The organism is Parasaccharibacter sp. TMW2.1882 (genome assembly GCF_023337635.1).
Lineage (GTDB): Bacteria > Pseudomonadota > Alphaproteobacteria > Acetobacterales > Acetobacteraceae > Bombella > Bombella apis.
Genome location: NZ_NWUT01000001.1, coordinates 974,859 through 998,915, shown reverse-complemented (window position 1 = coordinate 998,915; position 24,057 = coordinate 974,859). Strand labels below are relative to the sequence as shown.

The following is a 24,057-nucleotide window of genomic DNA, read 5'->3' as shown; positions in this document are numbered from 1 at the left end:
CTCTATAAAGCAGTCAGGGAGGGATTTTGTGGTTGGTTTTCCAGTATCAGGGGTGCGTGTGCATGTCTTTTCCCGCCGTCATGACAACACAGCAGGCCATGCAGCAGGCCCTGGCCCTGGCGGATGAGGCTGCCCGCATGGGGGAGGTGCCTGTCGGGGCCGTAGTGCTGGATGGGCAGGGGCATGTTCTGGCCATGGCCCGCAACCATGTTGAGGATCATCACGATGCCAGCGCTCATGCCGAGCTGCTGGCCATGAGGCAGGCAGCACGCCATTGTGGCACGGCCCGGCTGGAAGGCTGCACGCTGGTCGTGACGCTGGAACCCTGCCCGATGTGTGCTGCGGCCATCACCCATTTCCGGCTCAGTCGCGTGATCTATGGCGCTTACGACCCCAAGGGGGGAGGGGTGGACCATGGGCCCCGTCTTTTTGCCCGGCCGGGCTGCCTGCACCGGCCCGGGGAGATCATCAGTGGTGTGCGGGAACGTGAGGCCGGAGCGCAGCTTCGGCGTTTCTTCCGGGTGCTGCGGCAGAGGGACTGATTACCCCAGTACGGCCCGGAGCAGCCCCGTCGTGATGATTCCGCAGAGCATGGTGGGCAGGAGGGAGAAACGTGTGGCGGCCAGAATGGTGGCGAGCAGTCCCAGAATGTCCGCCGGGCGGCCTGTGGCAAAGTCCGGGGCAATGACGGCTACCAGCACGCAGCCGGGCACGATGTCCATGATGGCCTGCATGCGGGGCGAGAGGCAGCGGCCTGCGAGCAGCAGATAGCCGCTGATGCGTGTCAGGTACGTCACCAGAGCCATGACGATAATGGCCAGCAGGGCAGGGAGATGGAGGATCATGCGCCCCTCACCACCAGCAGGGCCGTGATGATTCCGGCCAGCGTTCCAGCCGGGACATACCAGGCTCCGGGCAGCAGGTGATAGACCAGCACGGCAACGCCAAGGCTGACACACCATGGCAGGGCATTGCGGGCCCCTTTCCACATGCCCTTCAGCAGCATGATGAAGACGGCGGGAAAGGCCATGTCCACGCCGTAGCGGGTCATGTCACCCAGCAGGTTGCCTGTATAGCCGCCCATGAAGGTGAAAATGAGCCAGCAGAAATACAGGCAGACCGTGATGCCGCCATAGAAGCCGGTGCTGAAGCGGCATCCCGGCCTGTCATGCAGGTCAGCCAGCGTGAGCGCCCAGACCTCGTCACACATGAAGAAGAGCAGCAGAAAGATCTTCCAGCGAGGCAGATGGCGCAGATGCGGGGCCAGCGTTGCCCCCATGAGAATGTGACGGCTGTTGATGAGGAAGGTCACCCCGGCCAGCAGCAGGATGGCAGGGGGAATGGACCAGAGGCCGACAGCGGCGAATTCTGACCCACCAGCAAAGTTGAGGCCTGTCAGCAGGGGAACTTCCACAATGGAGAACCCCTTCTGTACGGCTCTGCTGCCCAGAAGGAGGCCGAACGGCACGAAGGCGATGAGCAGCGGCAGGGATGTCTTCATGCCCCGGAGAAATTCCGGCCAGAATGTGCCCTGCCTGATGGGGGGGGATGTGGTCTGCATGGTGCCTGTTGTAAAATCATGCCGCCCTGTCAGCAAGAGCCTTGGGAAAGGGCCGGAGAGGGGCATGGCTGGCCATGCCTTACATTTCTTTTATGTGGCACTTGCTTGCAGAGCGGCCTGCCCTGTTCCTATCTAGTAGGACAGTTCCAGTTGATAAGAGTTTAACATCTAGCGTCAGGAAATCTCTGCGATGAAATCGCCTTCCCGTCTGTCTCTGGCATGCATGGCCATGCTGCCCGTGTTGGGTCTGGCCAGCCTTCCGCTGCCTGCCGTGGCCCAGAATGCTCCCATCCGTCCGCAGATGTCGGGCGGGCAGGGGATTCCCGACTTTGTGCAGATCGTAAAACAGGTCAAACCGGCAGTCGTGTCCATCACGGCCCATATCCGCGAGGGCGCTGATGATGAAGAAGGGGGACCATCCGGAGGGAATGGCGGGCCGCAGGGGTTTTCATTCCCGTTCCCGTCCTTTCCCTTCCCGTTCCAGATGATGCCGGGTATGCCGTCCAACCGCATGGTGGAGGCTCGGGGGTCGGGTTTCATCATTTCGGCTGATGGCTACATCGTGACCAACAACCATGTCATTAATGGTGCCACGAAGGTCAGCGTGAAGCTGGATGACGGGACGACCATGCCAGCAAAGGTCATCGGTCATGACGCCAAGACGGACATTGCCCTGCTGCGTGTGAAGGCCGACCATCTGCCTTATGTCGAGCTGGGCAATTCTGACGACGTGCAGCCGGGGCAGTGGGTCGTGGCCGTCGGCAATCCGTACGGTCTGGGCGGTACGGTGACGGCGGGCATCATTTCCGCTCTGGGGCGTGACCTCCATTCCGGTGCCTATAACGACTTCATACAGGTGGATGCGCCCATCAATCACGGCAACTCCGGTGGCCCGCTCATCACGCTGGATGGCAAGGTGATTGGTGTCAATTCCATGATCATGTCGCCCAATGGTGGCGGGTCCATCGGGATTGGTTTTGCCATTCCGTCCGCCACGGTGCGCTCGGTGGTGGATCAGCTGCGGGCTACTGGCCATGTGGTGCGTGGCTTCATCGGTGTGGAGACGCAGGACATCACCCCGACCATGGCCCGTGCCCTTGGGCTGGTCAGCAGCGACCATCCCGGTGCCCCGTCCCATGGGGCGCTGGTGGCCAATCTCATCAAGGGAGGACCGGCAGACAGGGCCGGGCTGAAGAGTGGCGATGTGGTCCTGTCGCTGGATGGTCATGATGTCCGCAGTGCGCACGACCTCGCCGTGAAGGTCGTGTCCATGGCGCCGGGTTCCAAGGGGACATTTACCGTGCTGCGGGATGGCAAGACGGTGTCCCTGACCGTTACGGTCGGCAATCAGGCGCGTAGCGGGCAGGAAGGGGCCGGTACGGATGGCAGCACGGCAGAAGCGCCGTCTGGCAAGCTCGGGCTGGCTCTTGGCGTGCTCACGCCCAAGATCCGTCAGGAGCTGGGGCTGGATGACAGCGTGCAGGGCTGTGTTGTGGCCGATGTGGGGCAGGGCAGCCCTGCCGACCATGCGGGCATCCGCCCCGGGGACATCATCGTGGCGGTAGGTAACCAGATGACAGCCAATCCCCATGCCGTGGTCGCGCTGGTGCAGAAGGCGCTCAGGCAGCATCAGCCTCCGCTGCTGCGGATCCTGCGGGATGGCCAGCAGCTCTTTGTGGCCGTTTCTCCGGATGGTTCGGGGGATGGTGATGAAGATGGCGAGGACAGCCAGTAAGATACCGGCCCGGTTTCTGCTGTCTTTCTGAGACTGCCGTGCAAATCCTGCTCTTCCGTAACGGGAAGGGCAGGATTTTCCGTATGGTCTGCTCCAGTCCCGGCAGCGGGGACCATTTACCAGAATGGATGGCCATGTGGCCCTCTGGCTGGACTTCCCGTAAATCCAGCGACCCAGTGCCGTGATGGCCTGTCAGGGCGCTGCTGCTTCCGGGCTCTGGTTCATGGTCGTGCTGTCTGGCGGCCTGTCAGCTGATGAGACTTTCCAGCAGGGCATCCACATCTTCAGGGCGTGTGTAGAAGCTGGTGACAAACCGGACCAGCTGCCCCGGGACTCCTTGGGGAGTGGGGTAGGTGTAGAATGCGTAGCCCTCGGAGTGGAGCTGCTTTACCTGTGCTTCTGGCAGGACAGCAAAGATTTCGTTGCTCTCCGTGGCAAAGGGCAGGTTTACGGCAGGGTGTTTGTACAGCCCGTGGCGCAGACGCTGGCACATGGCATTGGCGTGGCGGCAGTTTCCCAGCCAGAGGCCGTCATGCAGCAGGGCCAGAAGCTGGGCTGAGAGAAACCGCTGTTTGGACCATAGATGCCCTCCCCGTTTGATGCGGCGGGTCATGGTATCCACCATTGGGCGGGTCCGGTCATTGAGGAAGAAGACAATGGCTTCAGCGGCCATGGCTCCTGCCTTGGTGCCGCCAAAGCTCAGGACATCGATGCCCGCCTTCCAGGTGGTGTCGGCGGGGCTGCATTCCAGATGGGCAATGGCATTGCCCAGCCGGGCACCATCCATGTGAACGGTCAGCCCGTGGTCATGGGCACTTTCCGACAGGGCGGCAATGGTCTCGCAGGAATAGGTCGTACCCCATTCCGTGGCCTGTGTCAGGGAGAGGGCCGTAAAAGGGGGGGCCAGAACACCCTTGCTGCGGTTCAGCTGGAGAGTGGGGGGCAGACTGGCCGGGTCCATCCGTCCCTCTGGAGAGGGAAGGCCGACCAGCTTGGCCCCCTGCATGAAGAATTCCGGCGCACCACCTTCCTCGGTGTTGATGTGGGCGCTCTGGTCGCAGAGGACACTGCCATAGGGTGGCACCATGGCCGAGAGGGCCAGTGAATTGGCCGCCGTCCCTGTCGTGACGGGGAAAACGGCAACCTCTGCCTCGAAGACATCTCCGAAACGCTGGTTCAGGGCCAGGGAAAGATCGTCGTGACCGTAGGAAGGAACATTGCCGGTATTGGCTTCAGCGATGGCCTGCATGACAGCCGGGCAGGCAGGGGTCACATTATCGCTGGCAAAATTCTTGCGTAGATCGTCACGCACGGGGTGAGTTCCTTCGTCTTTGGCTGGAGAGGCTGTCCATTTCCGTTTTCCAGTCTCTAGCGGAAAGATCGGGTCTTGTCATGTCTTGTCCAATGGGCATAGAGAGGCGGGAATACGGGTTTGGCAGAGGGTTACTGAGCATGACGGCAGCATCCAGCGTACACGCAGATGGCGGGGCGGCACTGATTGATGGCAAGGCCATGGCCGCCAGCATGACGGCCGGGATCCGGGAGCAGGTTGAACATCTGGTCGAGCAGGGGCATGAGCTGCCCGGTCTGGCCGTTGTTCTGGTTGGCAATGACCCGGCCTCGGAGGTGTATGTCAAGAACAAGGCGATCCAGACACATCGGGCGGGGATGAAGTCTTTTATGCAGATGATGCCGGAAAGCACTTCGCAGGAGGAGCTTCTGGCCCTGATCGAGGAGCTGAATGCCAATCCCAAGGTGGACGGGATTCTCGTCCAGCTGCCGCTGCCACCGCAGATTGATGCTGCTGCCGTGACCAACGCCATCCATCCTGACAAGGACGTGGATGGTCTGGGTGAGGTCAATACGGGCCGTCTGGCGCTGGGAATGGAGAATGGCATCGTGCCCTGCACACCGCTGGGCTGTCTCAAGCTGTTGCAGTCCGTCCATGAGGACATGACCGGGATGCATGCGGTTGTCATCGGTGCCTCCAATCTGGTTGGCAAGCCGATGGCGCAGCTTCTTCTCCGGGCCAACTGTACGGTCACGGTGGCGCACATCCATACCCGCAATATCGAGGTATTGGCCCGGGAGGCGGACATTCTCGTCGTGGCTACCGGCAAGGCGGGGCTGGTGAAGGGAAGCTGGATCAAACCCGGTGCCACGGTCATTGATGTGGGCATCACCCGTGTGCAGACCCCGGAGGGCAAGAGCCGTCTCGTCGGGGATGTGGTGTTTGAGGAGGCAAGCCAGATTGCCGGGCATATCACGCCTGTTCCGGGTGGGGTCGGGCCGATGACCATTGCCTGCCTGCTGCACAATACCTTTCAGGCAGCGAGTCGTCGCAGGGCTTCTTCAGAGGGCTGAACAGGTTCTGCTGGCCTGGCTGCCGCATGGTCTTTTCGCCCTGCGCAAGGCAGCCATGGCTGGGCAGATGATGGCACTGTCGTGGCAATTGCCCAACAATTGCTTGATTGTTCCACATGGATGGGATATCGCCTGTTCATGCACAGAATGACCGACTGGTCATTTTTCTCCCACAGCATTGCTGGTCCCATCATGCCACGAGGTTTCTGGCCGGGCAGGACGGGGGACGGATGATTTTCATATTCCAGAGGTGACCATGGCACAGTCCGCTACACAGTCTGATACGCAGTCTGCCACACAGGGTGGACAGGAGCAGCAGGCGGGCAGGCCGTTCAGGGACCGTGGGGCACGGAAGCTCATTCTGGTCCTTATTCTGGTCATGGTCGTGCTGGGGATCGGGCTGTATCTCTTTTTCAACCGGAACAAGGTCGAGACGGATGATGCCTATGTGACAGGCCGCAAGATTTCCATTGCGGCGCATGTCAGCGGGTATGTTTCCCGCCTGCTGGTGGATGACAACCAGTTTGTGCACAAGGGTGATCTCCTCGTGCAGATTGATGGCCGGGACTATCTGGCACAACTGCATCGGGCTGAGGCTGCCGTGGCACAGGCCGAGGCGGACATGGTGTCCTACAACCTTTCTTACGCCGTGGCGCAGAAGAATTATCCCGGCCAGTTGATGGCTGCCCAGGGTGCCCTGAAAGAAGCCAAGGCCCGCCTCTTCCGGGCGCAGACGGATTATGTCCGGCAGCATCGTGTGGAACGTGCTGCTACGACCCAGCAGAATATCGACTATGCCCGTGCTGCGCTGGATGAGGCGACAGCCTCCGTTCTTCAGGCACAGGGGCAGCTGACACAGGCTGAGCCGGTGGATGCGAACATTGGCAATGCCTATGCCCATTACACACAGGCACAGGCCACGCTGAAATCAGCCCAGGCCGAGCTGGAGCTGGCCCGCCAGAATGTGGACTGGATGGACATCCGGGCCCCACGGGATGGCTGGGTGTCGCAGCGTACGGTGGAGCAGGGCAATTTCGTGCAGACAGGGCAGGAGATGTTCTCCATCGTGGCCAGGGATGTCTGGATCGTCGCCAATTACAAGGAGACCCAGCTTGCCCACATGCGGCCGGGCCAGAAGGCCGAGATTGAGGTGGATGCTTACCCCCAGCTGCATCTGAAGGGCCATGTGGACACCATACAGAAGGGGTCCGGTGAATCTTTCAGCGCTTTTCCGCCTGAGAATGCAACGGGGAACTTCGTGAAGACCGTGCAGCGCATTCCCGTGAAAATCCTGATCGACAGCGGGCTTGATGATGAACGGCCTCTTTCCTTGGGCATGTCGGTCGAGCCAACCGTCCATGTGGATGAGTGAGGCCGGCGATGGCTGACACATCGACAGAGGAGCATCACAACTGGAAGCCCAGGCACAACCCCTGGCTTGTGGCGGTTGTCGTGACGCTGGCAGCCTTCATGGAAGTGCTGGATACCACAATTGTCAACGTGGCTCTGCCGCATATCGCAGGTTCGCTGGGCAGCTCTTACGATGATGCCACATGGGCGCTGACCTCCTACCTCGTGGCCAATGGGATCGTGCTGACGATCTCGAGCTGGCTGGCGAAGCGGTTTGGAAGGAAACGGTATTTCCTCATCTGCGTGGCGATGTTCACCATGTCCTCCTTCCTCTGCGGTCTCTCCACTTCTCTTCCCATGCTGGTAATTTTCCGCCTGATGCAGGGTTTTTTTGGCGGTGGATTGCAGCCGGTGCAGCAGGCCATCATTCTGGACATCTTCCCGCCAGAGAAACGTGGCGCAGCCTTCGGTCTGACGGCCCTGGCCATCGTGGTGGGGCCGGTCCTGGGGCCGCTGGTAGGAGGATGGCTCACGGACACCTATTCATGGCGATGGATTTTTTACGTCAACGTGCCCTTCGGCATCATGACGGTCATGGCCGTGATTGCACTGGTGGAAGATCCGCCATGGGTGAAGGCCGTGAAGGAGAGGGTGGATGTTGTCGGCATCAGTCTGATCTCGCTGGGTCTTGGCTGCCTGGAGATCATGGCGGACCGTGGTGAGGATGACGACTGGTTCGGCTCGTCTTTCATTACGACCATGGCCATTATCGGGGGGCTGTGCACTCTTGGGGCCATCATCTGGCTGCTCAAGGCCAAGAATCCTCTTCTGCGGCTCAGCGTGCTGAAGGATCGCAATTTTGCCCTCGGAACATTCATGATCGGGGCTGTGGGTGTGCTGCTCTATGCGTCCGCCGTGATCGTGCCGCAGTTCGCCCAGCAGGTGCAGGGTTACACGGCCACCATTGCAGGGCAGCTCATGGCACCGGGTGGCATGGCTGTGATGGTGCTGATTCCCTTTGTGGGAATGCTGATGAAGCATGTGCAGGTCCGGTATCTCATCGGGCTGGGTTTCTTCTTCATGGCCCTGTCCTGCTTCTTCGCAGCCACGCTCTATTCCGATGTGGACTTCTGGTATCTGGTACTTTGCCGCATGAGACAGACAGCCCCACTGGCTTTTCTGTTCGTGCCCATTTCCACCATTGCCTATGCGACCTTGCCGAGGGAGCTGAACGGCGATGCTTCGGCCCTGTTCAGTATGGTAAGGAACTATTTCGGGTCACAGGCCATTTCGCTCTCTACAGCGGCGTTGACGGAAATGCGTCAGGTTCAGCAGACGGATGTGTCCTCACACGCCATTGCCTCACGGCCAGAGTTCCGAAACTATCTTTTCCATGTCCAGCAGCTGGCGGAAGCGCATGGTCTGGCCCCGCTGCGTGCGCATGCTTTTGCCGTTGCCCATATGTATCAGGAGTTTCTGCGGCAGGTGGCCATGCTGGCCTATAATCAGCTCTTCAATGTCCTGGGGATCATGGCTCTCTGTATCGTGCCGTTCTGCTTCCTCATGTCCCCGATGAAGGGCGGTGGCCAGGGGGGAGGTGGCCATTGAGAGCGGAGCAGCCCCGCCGGATGATTGTTTCAGGGAGCGTACATCCTGAGAAAACTTTCCGCCACCATGGTAGCCACGCCGTCTATGCTGTTCTGGCTGGTGTCCACGGGCAGGGAGAGGCGGCACCGGTGGATGATACGGGTCTGGCACATCGTGAGAAACTGCTCGGCAGCAAGGTCGATGTCAGAAATGACCAGTTGGCCGCCTGCATGTTTCTCTGCAAACCAGTCGGCAAGGCCGGTCAGTGTCCGGGAGACACCGTAATGCCAGAGCGTGTCTGCCAGATTGGGGAACTCGTTGGCCTCTGCCACGACGATGCGGTAGAGGCCTATGGCCTCTGGGTCGATCATCAGGGTGATGATGGTGGCTGCTGCCTGCCTGAGGGCCGTGCGCAGGTCAGGCTGAGGTGCCCGGGATACGGATTTCAGCGTGTTGAGGCGTGTGCGGCTGCGTTCTTCGAAAAAAGCCGTGAACAGATCAGCCTTGTTCTCGAAATGGTTGTAGAGCGACCCTTTGGAGACACCTGCCAGATGAGCGATCTGCGACATGGAGGTTCGCTCATAGCCCTGTTGGAGGAAAAGCTGTCCAGCACTCTGGAGTATCTGCTCGCATTTGCGGGAAGCCGCTTTGCTGTTGCGGGGTGGACAGGGGGCCGGGTGTTCGGTCTGGGTCATCGGTTTGTGGAAGGGTTGCTCCTGCGTATGGAGGGGCATGATAGGCTGCTGGGGCGGCATGGTCCATATGGGCGATCTGTTTCTGGCCCGTTTTATGTTGATAATTCTACAGGAGCTTCACAGTGAAAGACGCTCATTTGTTCCGTTCCGTCCGTAAGGGAGTGGGAAACCTGTCTTCACGCGGTTTCAGCTGGCAGCTTCTGTCTGGGGTGGCTCTGCTGGGGCTGGGGGGGTGCCTTATGGTCGGCCCTAAATATCATCAGCCGAAGGATTGGGCCCCGCCGCATTATGACCTGCATAATGGTAGCAACCAGCCGTCCGGCAAGGGGGCATCTGCTAAAGGAAATGGCCCTCATGGGGCCAATGCAGCGCCGGAGGACAGGACCAGTAAACAGGCCTCTCCCGCTTCTGTCGTGACAGAGCTGCCCATGGCGGATGCCTGGTGGAAGAGTTTTCACGACCCTGAGCTGACATCTCTGGAAGACCGTGTGGCCACGCAGAACCTGTCTTTCCTTCTGGCTACCCAGAATCTGGCGCAGAGCCGGGCCCAGATGATCATTGCCGGGGCGGAGCGGTTCCCCAGTCTTTCAGCGTACGGAACCTATGTGCGCTCGCAGCACAGCTCCAAGCAGCTTCAGGAAATCTTCAAGCGTGTAGGCAAGGGGTTCCCAGACCTGCCAGCGCAGGAGGCCAATTTTCTTCAGGGCTCCCAAGAGGCCCAGGTCCCGCTGCTGAACCAGTGGCAGGACAAGATTGATGCAACCTATGAGATCGATCTTTGGGGGCGTGTGGCCTACCAGTATCAGGCGGCAAAATATCTGATGAAGATGAGCGAGGAGGAACGGCGCAGCATTCTCATTGCCCGTCAGGCCGACATGGCCCGTGATTATCTCCAGCTGCGGGGTGATCAGAAACGTCAGCGCATTCTGGCAGATAGCCATGCCACCGTGCAGAATCTGCTTTCGTTGGCGCAGAGCCGCTATAAGAGCGGGCTGGTTACGGAGCTGGATGTGGACAGCATGAAGGCCCGTCTTCATGGAATTGAGGCCCAGCAGGCCAATCTGGATGAGACGGTGGCGCGGGAGCAGAATGCCATAGCCCTGTTATTGGGCATGCCACCGCAAAGCCTGAATGAGGAGCTTGGACAGACGGCGGGTGTGCCGACTGTTCCCCCCTTCGTTCCGGCTGGTCTGCCATCGGAACTGGCCCATCGTCGCCCGGATATCCGGGAGGCGGAAGAGCATCTGCGGGAAACGGTAGCAGAAGTTGGTGAGGCCACAGCGGATTTCTATCCCAAGGTGACCGTGACGGCAGATTTCGGGTTCCAGACCCTGTCTTTCCGGGACCTTGGGTTCTGGAATGCCCGTGCCTGGAATGTCGGGCCCAGCATCTCTCTCCCCATTTTCCAGGGCGGGCGGCTTTATGGTCAGCTTCGTCTGAAAAAGGCAGCACAGCGTGCTGCAGCCGTGGAATATCGGCAGACGGTTCTTCAGGCCTGGAATGAGGTGGATAATGCCTTGCAGGCCTATCATGATGAGCAGATTCATCATGAAGGATTGGCAAAGACCGTGGATGATGAGAAGCGGGCTCTGTCTCTGGCAACCAGCCAGTATCGGGCTGGTCTGGCGACTTACCTGTCCGTTCTGGAAGCACAGGAGAAACTGCAGGAAGCCCAGCTTGATCTGGCTGCCAGTGACAGTGCGTTCGCAACGGATCTTGCCCGTCTCTACAATGCGTTGGGTGGGGGCTGGTCTGATACCCTGCCTGATAAGGAGCAGGTCAGCCAGGCAGCGCAGCCAACGACACACTGAAAAAGGGCGGGGAAACAGCCATGCAGGCGGGGAGGTTGTGCTGGCCTGCCAGCAGTGGCTGTGCATGGTTTTTTCCTCATGATCCTGCGACTCCACGGTCTTGCTGATGAGACTCGCTGTCAAGGGGAGCCATCTCTTGCCCACAGAGTTTTCCACAGGTGCGAGGGCGCAGAAAATGGCCACCTTCACTGTATTGTGTGAGTGATTATCCACACCTCTTTTCGGGGGTGTGGACTACGTGGATACCTTGTTGTGGGGCAGGATCAGGGGGGATGAATACAAGAAAACCGGCATGAATACATGCCGGTTTTCTTTTGGGGCAATCCCGTCTCCAGCAGAAACAGGAGAAAGCCTTATTTGGTTTTCTGGGCTGCAGCAGTGGCTTCGGTCACGACATTTTCGGAGACGAAGACCAGCGTGTTCAGGGCATCGTTCAGGGCCACGTTGGCAGCCTGGGGATTGTGACCCTGTGCAAAGATCAGGGCACGGTTCACAAAACCCTGGAGCTGGTTCAGCGGAGCCAGAGCAATGATGAAGTCGATGTCCTGCCCGACGAGTTGAAGGGTCTGGGCGGCCTGATCGGTCTGTCCGGCCTTCAGCTGGGCATTAGCCGTTGCCACGGCACTCTTTTTGCTGGGTTCCAGCATGTCTGTTGCGATGACCTCACCCCCGACCGGGACCCAGTCCGTCGGACCGTTCTGGGGTGTGTGGCTGCTGGAGACAGGATGCTGGGGAGCGGGGTGCAGGTCGGCTTCGGCGGCTGTGAACTGTTCACGGGCCTTGGCGGCTGCCTGGAGGTGGGTCACGGCGGCGTTGAGAGCCGGCAGGGCCTGCTCGCTCTGCCCGGCTGCGAGAAACTGCTGGGCCTGCACGATGCTCGCCATGGCCTTCTGGCCGTGTTCGGAGAGATGATGGAAGGCGCGATGCTCTTTTTTGCGCACGCTTTTCACATGCTTGCTGGAGACGGCGGCAGGGGCATTGTTGCTGGCCGGTGCGGCATCATCGGCGAAAGCGGATGTGGTCAGGGCGCTCAGGCCGAAAAGGGAAAGGGCTAGGCCCTTGTGCAGTGTATTGAAGCGCATGGAAATATCCTTGTTCATAGGATGGAGGATGCCCTCCCATGCAGATGGTTGCAGCCCTCTGCGCAGGATGCAGGTCATCCCGATCACAGTGATAACAGCTTAAAAACAGCTCATGTGCAACTGTTATGATCGGGCTGAAAATTCTCAGAAAATCTCGATATGGCTTTTGAAGCCAAGCAGAGCCGCATCCCGGAGATTGCCCTGGCCATTGGGGCGGAAGAAATATTCCAGCAGTGGCTGAAAAATGACACCCCGATAGACATGGATGGCGTAGTTGACTTCAAACACGGCGGCATGACGCTGTACGCCAGTTGCATGGTCCGGGAGGCGGCTGAACTGCTGTGTGTCCAGCATCATCGTCTCGGTGGCTTGCACACCGGGGGCAATTTTCTCGTAGGTGAAGGAAAGACCAAACGTGTCAAAGGGGCGGGAGCGGAAAATTCCACGGTCTATGAGAGCCCCATAGGCTTCCCATTCCCGCAGGGCGATCCGTTTATCATTATAGAGGAATCCGCCCAGCAGCGTGATGCCCCGTTTGCTGCTGTGGTAATGGTTCAGGATATGCTGGTCGGCCATGAACCAGGCGCCGTAACCGTCATGCCGTGTGCGGGGTCTGCCATGGGTCAGGGCGTAGGGACGCCCCTGCTCATCAAGATAATTGTCGGGGCTGGGGGCGGTCATCATCACGCCGCCGATCTTGTAATGCCCGGGATGGTTTTTGCCGAAGAGGGGCTCCCATCCCATTTCAAAGGGGAGGCGGAACCCGTTGATGTTGCCGCCATTGAACTTGAAGCCGGTACGGTGCTGCTCGTTCTTGTAGATGCCGTTTTCTCCGGCATAGAGGCCGCTCTGTATATAAAGGAAGCGGGAGGGACGGACCCGGATGCGCCCAGCCCAGACAGCTGCAGGATAACCGCTGACAAAGCTGCTGTCCGTGGCGGCCTTGGGCCGTCCGCAGATGCTGCCATTCTGGAAGTTGCAGAAGAGGGGGCTGTTCTGGAAGTCCGACATTTCCGCCATGCGGCCGGCAGCGATGGCAAGGCGGCCATTGAACAGGTCTTCTTCACCATAGGCCATGACGAGATGGACAACCACATTGCCGCCACCGCCGTAATCTTCCGATGCATGGTTCAGCCAGTCACCAAACATGCGGTTGGCTGTTGTTCCATAGCGGCCGACAACAATGCTGTGTGTGGAAAAACCCCGCAGCCCGATGAGCTGTTCCCAGTTTATGTTGAGTGAGGCGGCATATTGCCCGGCATTGCTGGCGCCCTGTTTGTAGGGTGCGAAATGCTGGGAGTTGGGATAGTTTTTCTTGGGCGGCGTGATGGCCCCGGCAAATTCATTCGTATTGTCGAGGAGGAGGGCAATGCCCCGTTTGCGCAGCCAGTCCGTCATGCCAAAGCCATGGGGAAAGAGGGCCTCCGGCCTGCCAAAGGGAGGAACCGAGGTCGTATAGCCGCCATGGGCAGGCAGGGGGGTATCAACCCGGAGCAGGGGTTCGTTACCGACGATTTCATCAAGTACCTGTGCCTGCGCACCGGGGGTGGCGAAGCAGAAGAGGGCGACTGGCAGCAGCCAGGACCAGTGCCTGGCCAGCTTTTTGAGAAAAACTGATGAATAACGGCGTAGTTCTTTTAGAGAAATGGGTACGTTCTGCCGTATGGGGCAAGAGAATATGGCAGGCATAATAGTCCCCATTTCTATAAAAAGAACCCTGACGGTACGAAATTGCCCCCAAGAAAGAGCGCATTGTTGCGGAATCTGTTAAAGAAGTTTGGGTAAAACTTCAAAGTCTATCTTCCACCTCTGGATATTTTTCAGTCTGACCTGCTGTCTGGACGGGACTGCCATGAAGTAACCTCTTTTCACGCCTCTGGGAGTGTGGGAAAAGCGGGGCCATGAGTACCCATATGGAAACCCATACCATTCACCCCGTTCCTCAGGCGCATCGTCACGGGCGGGTAGCGGACCTGTTCTCGGTCTGGTTCAGTGCCAACATGACATTGCTGACGGTTGTTACCGGGGCTCTGGGGCCAGCCGTATTCGGGCTGTCGCTCATCTGGTCCGTTTTGGCGCTGGTGCTGGGTAATGTGGTGGGGGCTGTCTTCATGGCGCTCCATGCGGCACAGGGCCCGCGTCTGGGTGTGCCCCAGATGGTGCAGAGTCGGGGGCAGTTTGGCGTTTATGGGTCGGTGCCGATCATCCTGCTGGTCGTGCTCATGTATATCGGTTTTGCTGCTTCCAACTGTGTCGTGGGGGGAGAAGCCCTGGCGCATGTGCTGCCTGTCTTCCAGGGCAGCAGGGGGGTCTGGCTCATTGCGGTGCTGACACTTCTACCCTGCATGATGGGGTACAGGGCCATCCATGTCTGTTCCCGTCTGGCCAGCTGGATTTCCATTGTGGCGGTCATTTATGCCATCGGTTGTGGGCTGGGCGGGTTTTCCCGCACATTGCTGGCAGACATGCACGGCACGGTAGCCGGATTCTTCGGAGCCTTTTCCGTTTCGGCTCTCTGGCAGATCGCCTATGCCCCTTATGTTTCTGATTCTTCCCGGTATCTGCCGGATGAGGCCGGGTCCGGCCGGCAGGCCTTCTGGGCGACCTATGGGGGAACTGTCATCGGGGCTGTTCTGCCCATGGTGCTGGGGAGCCTGCTGTCACTGAGCTATCCGTCCCTGCCGTTGGCTGGAGCGCTCTCCCTGACGGGCGGCCATATGGGCAATATCGTTCTTCTGGTGCTGGCACTGGCCATTCCGCTGGCCAATGCCATGAGTGTCTATTGTGGAGCGTTGTGCAGCCTTACTCTGGTGCAGACCTTTTGGCCGTCGTGGCGTGCCGGCCTGTGGGGGCGGCTGGTCATGACGGTTCTTCTGCTGGGGGCGGCCCTGGTCATGAGCCTTGGCATGGTTGGTGACTTCCTGAAGGCATACACGTCGTTTCTGGATGTACTGATGGCAGTGCTCGTGCCGTGGACGGCAATCAATCTGTGCGATTATTACCTGCTGCGCCATGGCGAGTATGATGTCATGGCCTTTTTCAGGGCGGATGGTGGACCGTATGGGCGGTTCAATCTGCCGGTCGTGTTGATTTATCTCCTGGGTGTGCTGGTTGAACTGCCTTTCATGAAGACCGGCCCGTATACAGGGCCGCTTGTGGAAGCCCTGCATGGAGTGGATATTTCATGGATTGTCAGTCTGCTGGTGACGGCCGTCGTGTATTACCTCTGGGTGAGACGATGTGACGGGGTGAGAGCCTGAGCTTTATCTGGTCGTATGAGGGGTTTCATTGGGGTCTGATGTAAGCTGTACTGACAGGGTACTATTATATTTGTAATTGATCTGACTTGTTAAAAGAGAACCGATCCTTCTATACAGGCAGAAGCCGTTTTAGACTGGCCATCCCTGTGGGGGTGGCAGGGGACGTGATGCAGCTCTTTTGTTGACGGCCGGGCCCTGCGTCATGTCTGCTCTGTGGGGAAGGCTCTGCATGCTGTGGCTGAGGAGGGTGAGATCACCGGGTGGGCTGCTGGTGCTGGGTGGCATGGTCGTGTTCTGGCTGCTGTCGTCTGCTTCGGCAGAAGCATCGGACATCACGTTTGCCGTCATTGGTCCGCATGAATATGACCTGCCAGTGGATTTCAAGCCTTTCAATGTATTCGTCCAGTATGGTGACGGGAATGCAGCAGGAAATTATTATGATGGGCAAGGGGCCAGAAAGCCGGAACGGGGCAGCCATACATGGTCTGGCCTGAGCAAATACGTCCATTTCTGGACGTTTGATTCCATTCCTCATGTCGGTTTTGCCTATGAAGTCATCCAGACGGAAAGTTACCGTCTGGCGGATGGCACAAATTATGGTGGATTGGGGCCGACCATCACAGGGCCTGCGGTGTGGTTCAAACCGAATGAACACAGCACGTTCGGTATCCAGACCTTCATGCAGACACCCAGCGCCACCCGGAAAGTCCTGAACCCGCAATACTGGTCCAATCTTTCAAGCTTCATGTTTGATTATGAGTGGAAACATTTCAGTTTCGGTGGAGACCTCGGGGCTGTGGTGGCTTCGACCATGCATGTCAGAGGGGAACATTCCTATCATCCGGGGACGGCCTTTCACAGCAATCTGCGTTTCAGCTGGAAAGCCAGCCGCAGGTGGGAGCCATTTTTCTCCATGGACTGGCAGAACAATGCCGGCTGGCATGACAACACGCTGGGGCGCTCCGTGGCGGACAGCAGCAGCCGGGAGGTTACGCTGGGCGTGGGATTGATGTGGAACATCAATCCCCGGCTTAACATCACGACCCGCTATGCCCATTCGGTGGACGGACGTTATGTACCGGAGACCAACGCTTATTATTTCAAGCTGGTTTATCTGTTTGAGGGGGCCCTGTTCTCACATTACTGACCGTCTTGCAGGTGGTAGAGATTTTTTCCCCGGAGCGCTGTAAGAGGGGAGCGGTCTCGACAGCCATAAAAGGACGATGATGACGGCAACATGCAGACATCGGTTTCTGACGCCGGAAACGGGCGGCCCCTGCCTTCTGCTGGTCATGGCGCTGGCAGGTTTCATCCTGGCCAATTCACCATGGCGGTCTTTTTATGCGCTGCTGGCCAAGCCTCTGGGACCTGTCCCGTTGGGGGATGGCCTGTCACCCTTCTGCCTGCCCAGCGTTGCAGAGCTGGTCACCATTGGGCCGATGACGCTGTTTTTCCTCACCATTTCGCTTGAGCTGAAAAAGGAACTGACAGCCGGACACCTTGCAGAATTTCGCCAATGTCTTCTGCCCTGTCTTTCTGCTCTGGGAGGTGTGGTTGTTCCAGCAGGGCTGTATGCGCTGATCGCTGCACCTGACCCTGCCCTGCGGTCAGGCTGGGCCATTCCCGTTGCAACGGATGCAGCTTTTACGCTGCCTGTACTGTTGGCGCTGGGGCGGCGTGTTTCGGAAGGAGGGCGGGTCTGGCTGATGGCACTGGCCATTTTTGATGATGTGCTGGGCATTTTCATCATCGCCCTCTTTTATGGTGGAACACCGCATGCCATGCCGCTTTTCGGTACGATCATCCTTGTGGGCATGATGGCCTGTGCCGGCTGGCGGGGTGTCCGTTGCCTGTGGTTTTATGGCATTGGTGGGGGGCTTCTGTGGATTTGCCTGAAGGAAGCGGGGCTGCATCCCACATTGGCGGGTGTCGTGGTGGGGCTCTGCCTGCCGACCGCCCGGCATGATGGCCCGTCTCCTCTGGAGCGTGTGGAGCATGGTCTGGCGCCGTGGGTCACATGGGGGGTGTTGCCACTGTTCGGTTTTGTCATGGTGGGTGTGCCGTTGGCTGATACGTCTCTCACGAGCCTTGATCTGCGTCTGATCGTGGCTGTTGTGGTGGGGCTGGTATTGGGCAAGACGGCCGGAATTTTCGGCATGACGTGGCTTGCCATACGGTGCCGCCTGGCTTCTCTTCCGGCCCGGACATCATGGCCGATGCTTTTTGGTCTGTGTCTGCTCTGTGGGTTGGGTTTTACCGTCAGTCTTTTCATGGCTTCGCTGGCCTTTCCTGCTTCGGGCCTGCTCATATCCAGTAAGATCGGTATTTTTCTCGGCTCTTTCATGGCCGTGGCCAGTGGCTGGTTTTGGTTGAGATGCGTGGTGAAAGAGACGTGAAGCTCTATCTACTCGACAGTTCTGCCGTGCCTCTGTATGGGGGCGGGCGTGTGCTGATGATCGGATAGAGGAACTCACTGATGAGCCATGAGCGGACAGACCGGCCGGATGCCCTTCATGACCCGGCCTGTGATGGAACGACACATGCCGGAGTGGCCAGCCCGACCGGTAGGGAACGTGGCTATGCAGCCCGGAAAAAGCGCCGTGTGTCTGCTCCGCTGACACCGTCCGGCAGGCCGGTTCTGGAGCCTCCGGGTGGGCAGAAAAAGGTGCTGCTTCACTCCTGCTGTGCCCCCTGCTCTGGTGAGGTGATGGAGGCGATGACGGAATCAGGCATCGACTACACCATCTTCTTCTATAATCCGAACATCCATCCAGAGCGGGAATATCTTCTGCGCAAGGAAGAGAATGTCCGGTTTGCCGAGGCACACAACATCCCGTTCGTTGATGCCGATTATGACAGGGACAACTGGTTTGAGCGGGCCAAGGGCATGGAATGGGAGCCGGAGCGTGGCATACGCTGCACGATGTGCTTCGACATGCGTTTTGAGCGCACGGCCCTGTATGCGCATGAGCACGGGTTTCCTGTCATGACGAGTTCTCTGGGCATTTCACGCTGGAAGAACATGGCCCAGATCAATGATTGTGGTGCCCGGGCCGTGGCGCCCTATGATGGGTTGTCCTACTGGGATTTCAACTGGCGCAAGGGGGGAGGCTCTGCCCGCATGATCGAGATCAGCAAGCGGGAGAGATTCTACAAACAGGAATATTGTGGCTGTGCCTATTCCTTGCGGGATACGAACAATTTCCGGCGTTCAAAAGGGCGGCCCGCCATCGTGCTGGGAGAGGAATTCTACGGCGAAGAAGACTAGACCTTTTCCTGCCCGGGGAGCACCCTGAAGGCAGGAGGGACGTATGAAAATTGCCATTGTCTGTGATTCCTTCAAGGAAAGTCTGGCCCCACTTGAGGTGGCTGAGGAGATAAAAGCAGGTTTCTCCCGCGTGTTTCCTGAAGCATCGTATGTCTGCCTGCCTATGGCAGATGGTGGAGAGGGAACAGTGGAAGCCCTCGTGCAGGGTACGGATGGTAAACTGGTGCATTGTTCCGTCACGGGGCCGCTGGGGATGCCGGTTCCTGCTTTTTTCGGCATCAGCGGTGATGGGCAGACGGCGATCATCGAGATGGCAGCAGCGGCGGGCCTTCCCCTGCTCCAGCCAGAAGAGCGTGATCCCTTGCGGACGACCACTTATGGAGTTGGGCAGCTCGTTCTTGCCGCTCTGGAACATGGGTGCCGACATGTCATTCTCGGCCTGGGGGGCAGTGCTACCAATGATGGAGGGGCCGGGTTTGCGCAGGCTCTCGGGGCCCGCCTGCTCGATCAGCAGGGGCAGGAGCTGCCGCCTGGTGGTGGGGCTCTGGCCAGGCTGGCGGATGTGGACCTTTCCGGTCTGGACAGACGCCTGTCTGACATCACGCTGGAAGGGGCCTGCGATGTGACCAGCCCTCTGACAGGGCCGCAGGGGGCCTCGCATGTTTTTGGTCCCCAAAAAGGGGCTGGACCAGAGGATGTAATTCTTCTGGATGATGCCTTGGCGCATTATGCCCGTATCCTGGCCCTTCGGTGTGGGAAGGATGTGGCGGCTGTGCCCGGGGCCGGTGCTGCGGGGGGATTGGGCGCTGGGCTCCTGGCTTTTACGAAGGCACGGCTGCGGCCAGGTGTGGAGATTGTTGCAGACCAGCTTCAGCTGGCTGCCCGTTTCAGGGATGTGGACCTTGTCATCACCGGGGAGGGCCGGATGGATGGCCAGAGTGCCCAGGGCAAGGCTCCCATGGGGGTTGCTCAGGTTGCCAGAGCCCAGGGGCGGCCTGTCATTGCCATTGTCGGTTCTACGGGAGAGGGTGTGGACAGGATGCATCAGGTGGGCATTGATGCTTTCTTTGATACGGTTCCCCGTCCCGAGGCGTTGCCGGTCGTGCTGGCGCAGGCCCGTGAGAATGTCCGTCGTACAGCAGAGAATGTCGCCGCTGCGATACGGACAGGGATGGAGATGGGACGGAACCTGTCGGGATCATCTTGAACGGTAACATAACTCTACCATATTTCTGTGTTCGTCTGCCCAGCAGGTCATGAATCAAGACATTGGAAACAAGCAGGTTTTATGAAGCGTTATTCTGTTCGTCAGATCATGGTGAGCATGGGGGCAGGCCTTGGGCTGGTTGCCATGCTGGCGGCTCCTGCGCAGGGCATGGCCGCCAGTGCTGCTGACAAGGTGGATTCCGGGTCAGCCCCGGCGCACGCTGCGCCCGTCGGGACAGTTTCCCTGCCTCTGGGGCAGCCGGAAGGTGATTTTGGCTGGGCCGGTGTGTCGGGGGCATTGCGGACCCAGCTGGACCAGGACCAGACGACCTTGCGGACGGTTGGTGCCGCTCTGGGGGGACTGAAGGGGCTGCCTGCCGGGCGGTTGCTGGATTCCTACACGCAGCAGGTGGCGAAGGTCCGCCAGCATGTGACGGACGGGATGGCGCAGATCCAGGCTTATGAGGGCTCCATCAATTCCCTGCTGAAGGTTCTTGGCGACAAGGCCGAGGATGGGGAGGATGCTTCCATCACCCGGCAGCGTGTCACGGCCCGCAAAACCTCCATGGGGATTACGGCTCTTCTGGTGCGGATGCGTGTCTGTGATCTTCAGACCCGCCAGCTGGAAGGTCAGCTGGACGACCTGCGCCGCAAGGTCCAGCAGGGAGCGCTGGTACGGCATGTCGATTCTCCTCTGGGGGTCGGTTTCTGGCGGCGGGCCCTGTCGGATGGTTATGCGACATTCCGGGATATGGGGCAGGATGAGCCGAGGGCACTGGTTGGTGTTCTGGGTATTGGCTGCCTGGTCATGCTGTTTGGCTTCGTGCTGAGGCAGCTGGCGACCCGTGTTCTTGCTTCAGCCCGGGGGCAGGCGAGCTGGGGGGGCGTGATCCGCAGCCAGCGTGCCCTGGGGAGCGTGTTGGCCGGTGTCTTGTGTGGTCTGCTGGCGGAAATCCTCTGGCAGGGCTGGCAGCTTGTGGGTTTCGACAGTGATGGCGTGCCCGCCATGCAGGGCGCGTATCTGACACAGGCACTGCCGGTGTGTGGTTTCATCATCGGGGCCGGGGTGTCCCTCAAGCGCTGGCTTCTGGGCAGGACGTGCCTGCCGTGCAGTCTGCTTCTCGGTGGAGGAATCCTGTTCTACGGAGCGTTGCGGACGGCCGAAGTCAGCCGCGATGTTGGCCCCGGGCTGGATGCCGTGCTGGAAGGAGCATTTGCGCTTTCCACATCCATCCTGCTGTATCTGACGTGCCGCTCCAGCAAACGTGACCAGAAAAACGGGGCGGCTCTGGGTGATGTGGAGGCAGGCAGTACGGGGCAGGATATTGGTGCCGTACTGATCCAGCATATTCCCCTGCATGGTGTTTCTGCCCTGCTCATGGGAGTGACGGCCGTTGCCGTTCTGAGTGGTTATATCTCCTTTGCTTTCCTGCTGAATGACTGGGTGCTGACGCTGCTTTATGCCTTTGGGGCCGTCATGCTGCTCATGCAGGCGTGGCGGGACTTTTCACAGTTCCTCTTTTCGGCACAGAGCCGTCTTGGGCGGCTGTGGACCGAGCTGGAGCTGAGTGCCCGCCGTCTTGCGCAGATGGAGGTCATCACTACGGCGCTGGTTGGTCTCAGCCTTGTCATGGTATTCATTGCCCTGTTGCAGGGTAGAAATGGTGTTTCCTTCATCGGGACATGGCGGCAGCTGGAGCATGTCTTTGGTGGGGGTATCCTGTTTGGTGTGCCCGTCTCGCCAAGGACGATAGTGGGAGCGGCCCTGCTGCTGGTGGGCGTTTATTACGCCATACGGTTTTTGCAACAGTGGCTGCAGACACGTCTGTTCCCGGTCACGTCCCTGGATAATGGGGCACGGACATCCATCATCAGCATTCTGACTTATACATTGTGGATCGCTGCGGGGCTCAAGCTGTTGGCCATGATCGGCATTTCCGTACAGAATCTGACATGGGTTGTCAGTGCGCTGTCAGTGGGTGTGGGTTTTGGTCTCCAGTCCATCGTCAAAGACTTCATTTCTGGTCTGATCCTGCTGGCGGAACGTCCGGCCCAGGCTGGGGACAAGATCACCATCAGTGGCAATACGGGGGTGATTCAGCGTGTGAATGTCCGGGCAACGGATATCCGGCTGAGTGATGGAACGACACTCATTGTTCCCAACTCCCAGTTTATCACGGCGAATGTGCAGAATTACAGTGCGGGTCATAATCCGCTGAAGATGAGCCTTGTTTTCGCTGTACCGACCAATGTGAGTGTGGACAAGGTGAAGGCGCTTTTCATGCTTGTCGTGGCGGATCAGCCGGATGTTCTGAAGGACCCGGCCCCGCAGAGCTGGCTGGGTGACAAGGTGGGGGATACGGTTTCTGCGACGCTGGCGATCTATGTTGCACGGGGCACGAACAGTGATGCCGTGAGAACGGCTGTTATCTCCGGGGTGCTGGCACGTTTCAGCCAGGAAGGTATCAGCCTCATGGTGCCGCAGGTTTCTATGACGCTGCCATCTGATGATGGGTCCCAGACATGAAAAAAAAGCCAGGGTGATTGGCACCCTGGCTTTCCATGCCACTGTCGTGCGGGGAGGTTTTACTTGCCGTCGACGGAACGGGCAATTTCAGCCACGAGCTTGAGAAGGTAGGCACGGTCGATCTTGGTGTTCGGACCTTCGATGCGGACTACATCCTGCACCAGAGCGAAGATGAGGTCTTCGCGGGTCATGCTGCGGGCGATATTGTTTTCTTTCTGAGACATGCAGGTAAATCCTCTCATGTGGTGAATTGGCAACGCCGGGTAGACGGTACCGTGCCGGTATCCGTCCCAGCAATCTTTTAGCAGTTTTCATTGAGATAGGTCACGAGGTGTGGATGAAAAGATTGTAACCATGGTCATGGTACCGGTCTTCCATCTTTCCCGGGATTCTATTTTATTGGGGCCATACAGGCACCTTTTTGCTCAGGATAGGTCATGATAACGCGTTTCAGGAATTTCTTTGCTTCAGCCGAGGCTACGACCCGGGCTGCGGTCAGCCCGGTCCGGCCAGTACTGACCGCTCTGGCCGTGGGGCTTCTGCTTCTGGCCGCGGTATGGATCATCCATCCTTTCCTGCCCCCCATTCTCTGGGGGGCGACGATTTCTGTCACGCTCTGGCCGCTGGTTCAGCGGTTGCAGACCATATGCTTTGGCAGCCGGTCAGCGGCGGTCTTTTTTACCGTCCTGGCCGCCATGATCATCTTCTTCCTGCCTGCCGTGCTGGTGATCGTCATTTTTGCACGGCATGTTGATGCCGTGTCCCATTTCATTGGGATCCTGCCGACAATACAGCTGCCAGCAGCGCCCGCCTGGGTGGGGCGTATCCCTTACGTTGGGGGCAATATCATTCCGTTCTGGGATCATCTGCGGGAAAACAGCCTGCCGGAGCTGCTGAAACAGGTCATCCCGTCGCCAGAGAAGATCCTGCATGTTCTTCTGGCATCAGCGGGCAGCTTTGGGTCTCTTTTGCTGGAATTCGCTCTGACATTGATCGTCATGGTGCTGCTGCTGGGCCGGGCGGAGGGCATCATCATGCTTCTGGACCGGATTGGTGGTCAGCTTGGCGGCAGAAAGGGACGTGCCCTGCTGAAGCAGGCCGAGATCACGACACGAGGTGTTGCTCTGGGTGTCACGCTGACAGCCATTCTTGAATCACTGTTCGGCTGGGTTGGCCTGATGGCCGCCGGTATGCCGATGGGCAGTGTCGTGGCGGCGGTCATGTTCATTTCCTGTGTTCTACAGTTCGGTGGGGCATGGGTGATGATTCTCAGCACCGTCTGGCTTTATTTTACGGCACCGTTGATGCACGCCATCATCATGCTGCTGTTTGCGCTTGTGGTGATTGCAGGAGACAATTTCCTTCAGCCGCTCATCATTCGCCGGTATGTGCGGATTTCTGTCATCGTTATCATGGTGGGCGCTTTTGGTGGGTTGTCCACACTTGGTTTTGCTGGTGTCTTCATCGGTCCAACCCTGCTTTATCTGACGGAGACGATGATTCGGGACTGGGCGGGCCTGCCTGCTGACGATGAAAAGGCGGGTCAGGCTGATGCTTCAGCCGATGCCTCCGAGAGCTGAGCATGTATCAGGCCGGCTTCCGCTGGGGGGT

General features: G+C 58.9%; 20 protein-coding genes. 13 read left to right on the top strand and 7 right to left on the bottom strand.

Translation table 11 applies throughout. The features are described from left to right. The first annotated feature begins 62 nt into the window (after positions 1-62). Positions 63-542, top strand: coding sequence for a nucleoside deaminase (locus CO583_RS04615; RefSeq protein ID WP_227431393.1), 480 nt, complete (start codon positions 63-65; stop codon positions 540-542). On the opposite strand, the gene CO583_RS04610 is transcribed toward CO583_RS04615, so the two are convergent. Then, positions 543-845, bottom strand: a complete 303-nt coding sequence (locus CO583_RS04610; RefSeq protein WP_043562038.1) for an AzlD family protein — start codon at positions 843-845, stop codon at positions 543-545. After that, the gene (locus CO583_RS04605) at positions 842-1,561 is read right to left on the bottom strand and encodes an AzlC family ABC transporter permease (protein WP_249103196.1); all 720 of its coding nucleotides are present in this window, start codon (positions 1,559-1,561) and stop codon (positions 842-844) included. The genes CO583_RS04610 and CO583_RS04605 overlap by 4 nt, the downstream gene beginning before the upstream one ends. A gap of 190 nt (positions 1,562-1,751) precedes the next feature. Here CO583_RS04605 and CO583_RS04600 point away from each other — a divergent pair, with 190 nt between their 5' ends. Continuing rightward, entirely contained in the window at positions 1,752-3,296 is a 1,545-nt protein-coding gene (locus CO583_RS04600) for a Do family serine endopeptidase (RefSeq protein WP_043562042.1), read from the top strand. A gap of 247 nt (positions 3,297-3,543) precedes the next feature. On the opposite strand, the gene CO583_RS04595 is transcribed toward CO583_RS04600, so the two are convergent. Further along, positions 3,544-4,608 (bottom strand): low specificity L-threonine aldolase, encoded by a 1,065-nt coding sequence (locus CO583_RS04595; protein WP_086431761.1) that lies wholly within the window; start codon positions 4,606-4,608, stop codon positions 3,544-3,546. Positions 4,609-4,748: 140 nt separating this feature from the next. On the opposite strand from CO583_RS04595, the gene folD reads away from it, so the two are divergent. From folD to CO583_RS04580, 3 genes are all read left to right on the top strand, one after another. Further along, positions 4,749-5,660 (top strand): bifunctional methylenetetrahydrofolate dehydrogenase/methenyltetrahydrofolate cyclohydrolase FolD, encoded by a 912-nt coding sequence (gene folD, locus CO583_RS04590; RefSeq protein WP_248630301.1) that lies wholly within the window; start codon positions 4,749-4,751, stop codon positions 5,658-5,660. 256 nt (positions 5,661-5,916) lie between these two features. Further along, positions 5,917-7,032, top strand: a complete 1,116-nt coding sequence (locus tag CO583_RS04585; protein ID WP_043562047.1) for an HlyD family secretion protein — start codon at positions 5,917-5,919, stop codon at positions 7,030-7,032. Positions 7,033-7,040: 8 nt separating this feature from the next. Beyond that, the gene (locus CO583_RS04580; protein ID WP_043562050.1) at positions 7,041-8,618 is read left to right on the top strand and encodes a DHA2 family efflux MFS transporter permease subunit; all 1,578 of its coding nucleotides are present in this window, start codon (positions 7,041-7,043) and stop codon (positions 8,616-8,618) included. A gap of 29 nt (positions 8,619-8,647) precedes the next feature. Here the strand turns inward: CO583_RS04580 and CO583_RS04575 are convergent, their stop codons facing one another. Continuing rightward, the gene (locus tag CO583_RS04575) at positions 8,648-9,331 is read right to left on the bottom strand and encodes a TetR/AcrR family transcriptional regulator (RefSeq protein WP_227656461.1); all 684 of its coding nucleotides are present in this window, start codon (positions 9,329-9,331) and stop codon (positions 8,648-8,650) included. 98 nt (positions 9,332-9,429) lie between these two features. On the opposite strand from CO583_RS04575, the gene CO583_RS04570 reads away from it, so the two are divergent. After that, a complete protein-coding gene (locus CO583_RS04570) occupies positions 9,430-11,103 on the top strand; it encodes an efflux transporter outer membrane subunit (protein WP_227656462.1) in 1,674 nt (557 codons plus the stop codon). A gap of 353 nt (positions 11,104-11,456) precedes the next feature. Here CO583_RS04570 and CO583_RS04565 read toward each other — a convergent pair whose 3' ends face one another. Then, positions 11,457-12,185, bottom strand: coding sequence for a YfdX family protein (locus tag CO583_RS04565; RefSeq protein ID WP_248630303.1), 729 nt, complete (start codon positions 12,183-12,185; stop codon positions 11,457-11,459). 144 nt (positions 12,186-12,329) lie between these two features. Then, entirely contained in the window at positions 12,330-13,874 is a 1,545-nt protein-coding gene (locus CO583_RS04560) for a carbohydrate porin (RefSeq protein ID WP_248630304.1), read from the bottom strand. Positions 13,875-14,086: 212 nt separating this feature from the next. Between CO583_RS04560 and CO583_RS04555 the strand changes: the two genes are divergently transcribed. The 6 genes from CO583_RS04555 to CO583_RS04530 all read left to right on the top strand — a co-directional run bounded on the left by CO583_RS04555 (position 14,087) and on the right by CO583_RS04530 (position 22,446). Then, positions 14,087-15,445: a cytosine permease gene (locus CO583_RS04555; protein ID WP_043562053.1), complete on the top strand. Its 1,359-nt coding sequence runs from the start codon at positions 14,087-14,089 to the stop codon at positions 15,443-15,445. Positions 15,446-15,728: 283 nt separating this feature from the next. Beyond that, positions 15,729-16,592: a transporter gene (locus tag CO583_RS04550; RefSeq protein WP_081563390.1), complete on the top strand. Its 864-nt coding sequence runs from the start codon at positions 15,729-15,731 to the stop codon at positions 16,590-16,592. Between the two features lie 76 nt (positions 16,593-16,668). After that, the gene (gene nhaA / locus CO583_RS04545; protein WP_248630305.1) at positions 16,669-17,841 is read left to right on the top strand and encodes a Na+/H+ antiporter NhaA; all 1,173 of its coding nucleotides are present in this window, start codon (positions 16,669-16,671) and stop codon (positions 17,839-17,841) included. An 80-nt stretch (positions 17,842-17,921) separates the two neighbouring features. Continuing rightward, a complete protein-coding gene (locus CO583_RS04540; RefSeq protein ID WP_086431766.1) occupies positions 17,922-18,713 on the top strand; it encodes an epoxyqueuosine reductase QueH in 792 nt (263 codons plus the stop codon). 43 nt (positions 18,714-18,756) lie between these two features. Then, complete coding sequence (locus CO583_RS04535; RefSeq protein ID WP_248630306.1) at positions 18,757-19,920, top strand: glycerate kinase; 1,164 nt, start codon at positions 18,757-18,759, stop codon at positions 19,918-19,920. An 81-nt stretch (positions 19,921-20,001) separates the two neighbouring features. Next, positions 20,002-22,446: a DUF3772 domain-containing protein gene (locus tag CO583_RS04530; protein ID WP_248630307.1), complete on the top strand. Its 2,445-nt coding sequence runs from the start codon at positions 20,002-20,004 to the stop codon at positions 22,444-22,446. 59 nt (positions 22,447-22,505) lie between these two features. On the opposite strand, the gene CO583_RS04525 is transcribed toward CO583_RS04530, so the two are convergent. Continuing rightward, positions 22,506-22,670, bottom strand: a complete 165-nt coding sequence (locus CO583_RS04525) for a hypothetical protein (protein ID WP_156878809.1) — start codon at positions 22,668-22,670, stop codon at positions 22,506-22,508. Positions 22,671-22,883: 213 nt separating this feature from the next. On the opposite strand from CO583_RS04525, the gene CO583_RS04520 reads away from it, so the two are divergent. Continuing rightward, on the top strand, positions 22,884-24,026 hold the full coding sequence (locus CO583_RS04520; protein ID WP_192848586.1) for an AI-2E family transporter: 1,143 nt from the start codon (positions 22,884-22,886) through the stop codon (positions 24,024-24,026). The last annotated feature ends 31 nt before the right edge of the window (positions 24,027-24,057 follow it).

Excerpts from the sequence above, each read along its gene's own strand:
- CO583_RS04560 (WP_248630304.1), bottom strand. The coding sequence starts at position 13,874 with ATGCCTGCCATATTCTCTTGCCCCATACGGCAGAACGTACCCATTTCT.
- CO583_RS04585 (WP_043562047.1), top strand. The coding sequence starts at position 5,917 with ATGGCACAGTCCGCTACACAGTCTGATACGCAGTCTGCCACACAGGGT.
- CO583_RS04525 (WP_156878809.1), bottom strand. The coding sequence starts at position 22,670 with ATGTCTCAGAAAGAAAACAATATCGCCCGCAGCATGACCCGCGAAGAC.
- CO583_RS04530 (WP_248630307.1), top strand. The coding sequence starts at position 20,002 with ATGAAGCGTTATTCTGTTCGTCAGATCATGGTGAGCATGGGGGCAGGC.
- CO583_RS04535 (WP_248630306.1), top strand. The coding sequence starts at position 18,757 with ATGAAAATTGCCATTGTCTGTGATTCCTTCAAGGAAAGTCTGGCCCCA.
- nhaA (WP_248630305.1), top strand. The coding sequence starts at position 16,669 with ATGATGACGGCAACATGCAGACATCGGTTTCTGACGCCGGAAACGGGC.
- CO583_RS04615 (WP_227431393.1), top strand. The coding sequence starts at position 63 with ATGTCTTTTCCCGCCGTCATGACAACACAGCAGGCCATGCAGCAGGCC.
- CO583_RS04540 (WP_086431766.1), top strand. The coding sequence starts at position 17,922 with ATGAGCCATGAGCGGACAGACCGGCCGGATGCCCTTCATGACCCGGCC.
- CO583_RS04610 (WP_043562038.1), bottom strand. The coding sequence starts at position 845 with ATGATCCTCCATCTCCCTGCCCTGCTGGCCATTATCGTCATGGCTCTG.
- CO583_RS04520 (WP_192848586.1), top strand. The coding sequence starts at position 22,884 with ATGATAACGCGTTTCAGGAATTTCTTTGCTTCAGCCGAGGCTACGACC.
- CO583_RS04600 (WP_043562042.1), top strand. The coding sequence starts at position 1,752 with ATGAAATCGCCTTCCCGTCTGTCTCTGGCATGCATGGCCATGCTGCCC.
- CO583_RS04550 (WP_081563390.1), top strand. The coding sequence starts at position 15,729 with ATGGTCGTGTTCTGGCTGCTGTCGTCTGCTTCGGCAGAAGCATCGGAC.
- CO583_RS04605 (WP_249103196.1), bottom strand. The coding sequence starts at position 1,561 with ATGCAGACCACATCCCCCCCCATCAGGCAGGGCACATTCTGGCCGGAA.
- folD (WP_248630301.1), top strand. The coding sequence starts at position 4,749 with ATGACGGCAGCATCCAGCGTACACGCAGATGGCGGGGCGGCACTGATT.
- CO583_RS04575 (WP_227656461.1), bottom strand. The coding sequence starts at position 9,331 with ATGCCCCTCCATACGCAGGAGCAACCCTTCCACAAACCGATGACCCAG.
- CO583_RS04580 (WP_043562050.1), top strand. The coding sequence starts at position 7,041 with ATGGCTGACACATCGACAGAGGAGCATCACAACTGGAAGCCCAGGCAC.
- CO583_RS04555 (WP_043562053.1), top strand. The coding sequence starts at position 14,087 with ATGAGTACCCATATGGAAACCCATACCATTCACCCCGTTCCTCAGGCG.
- CO583_RS04565 (WP_248630303.1), bottom strand. The coding sequence starts at position 12,185 with ATGCGCTTCAATACACTGCACAAGGGCCTAGCCCTTTCCCTTTTCGGC.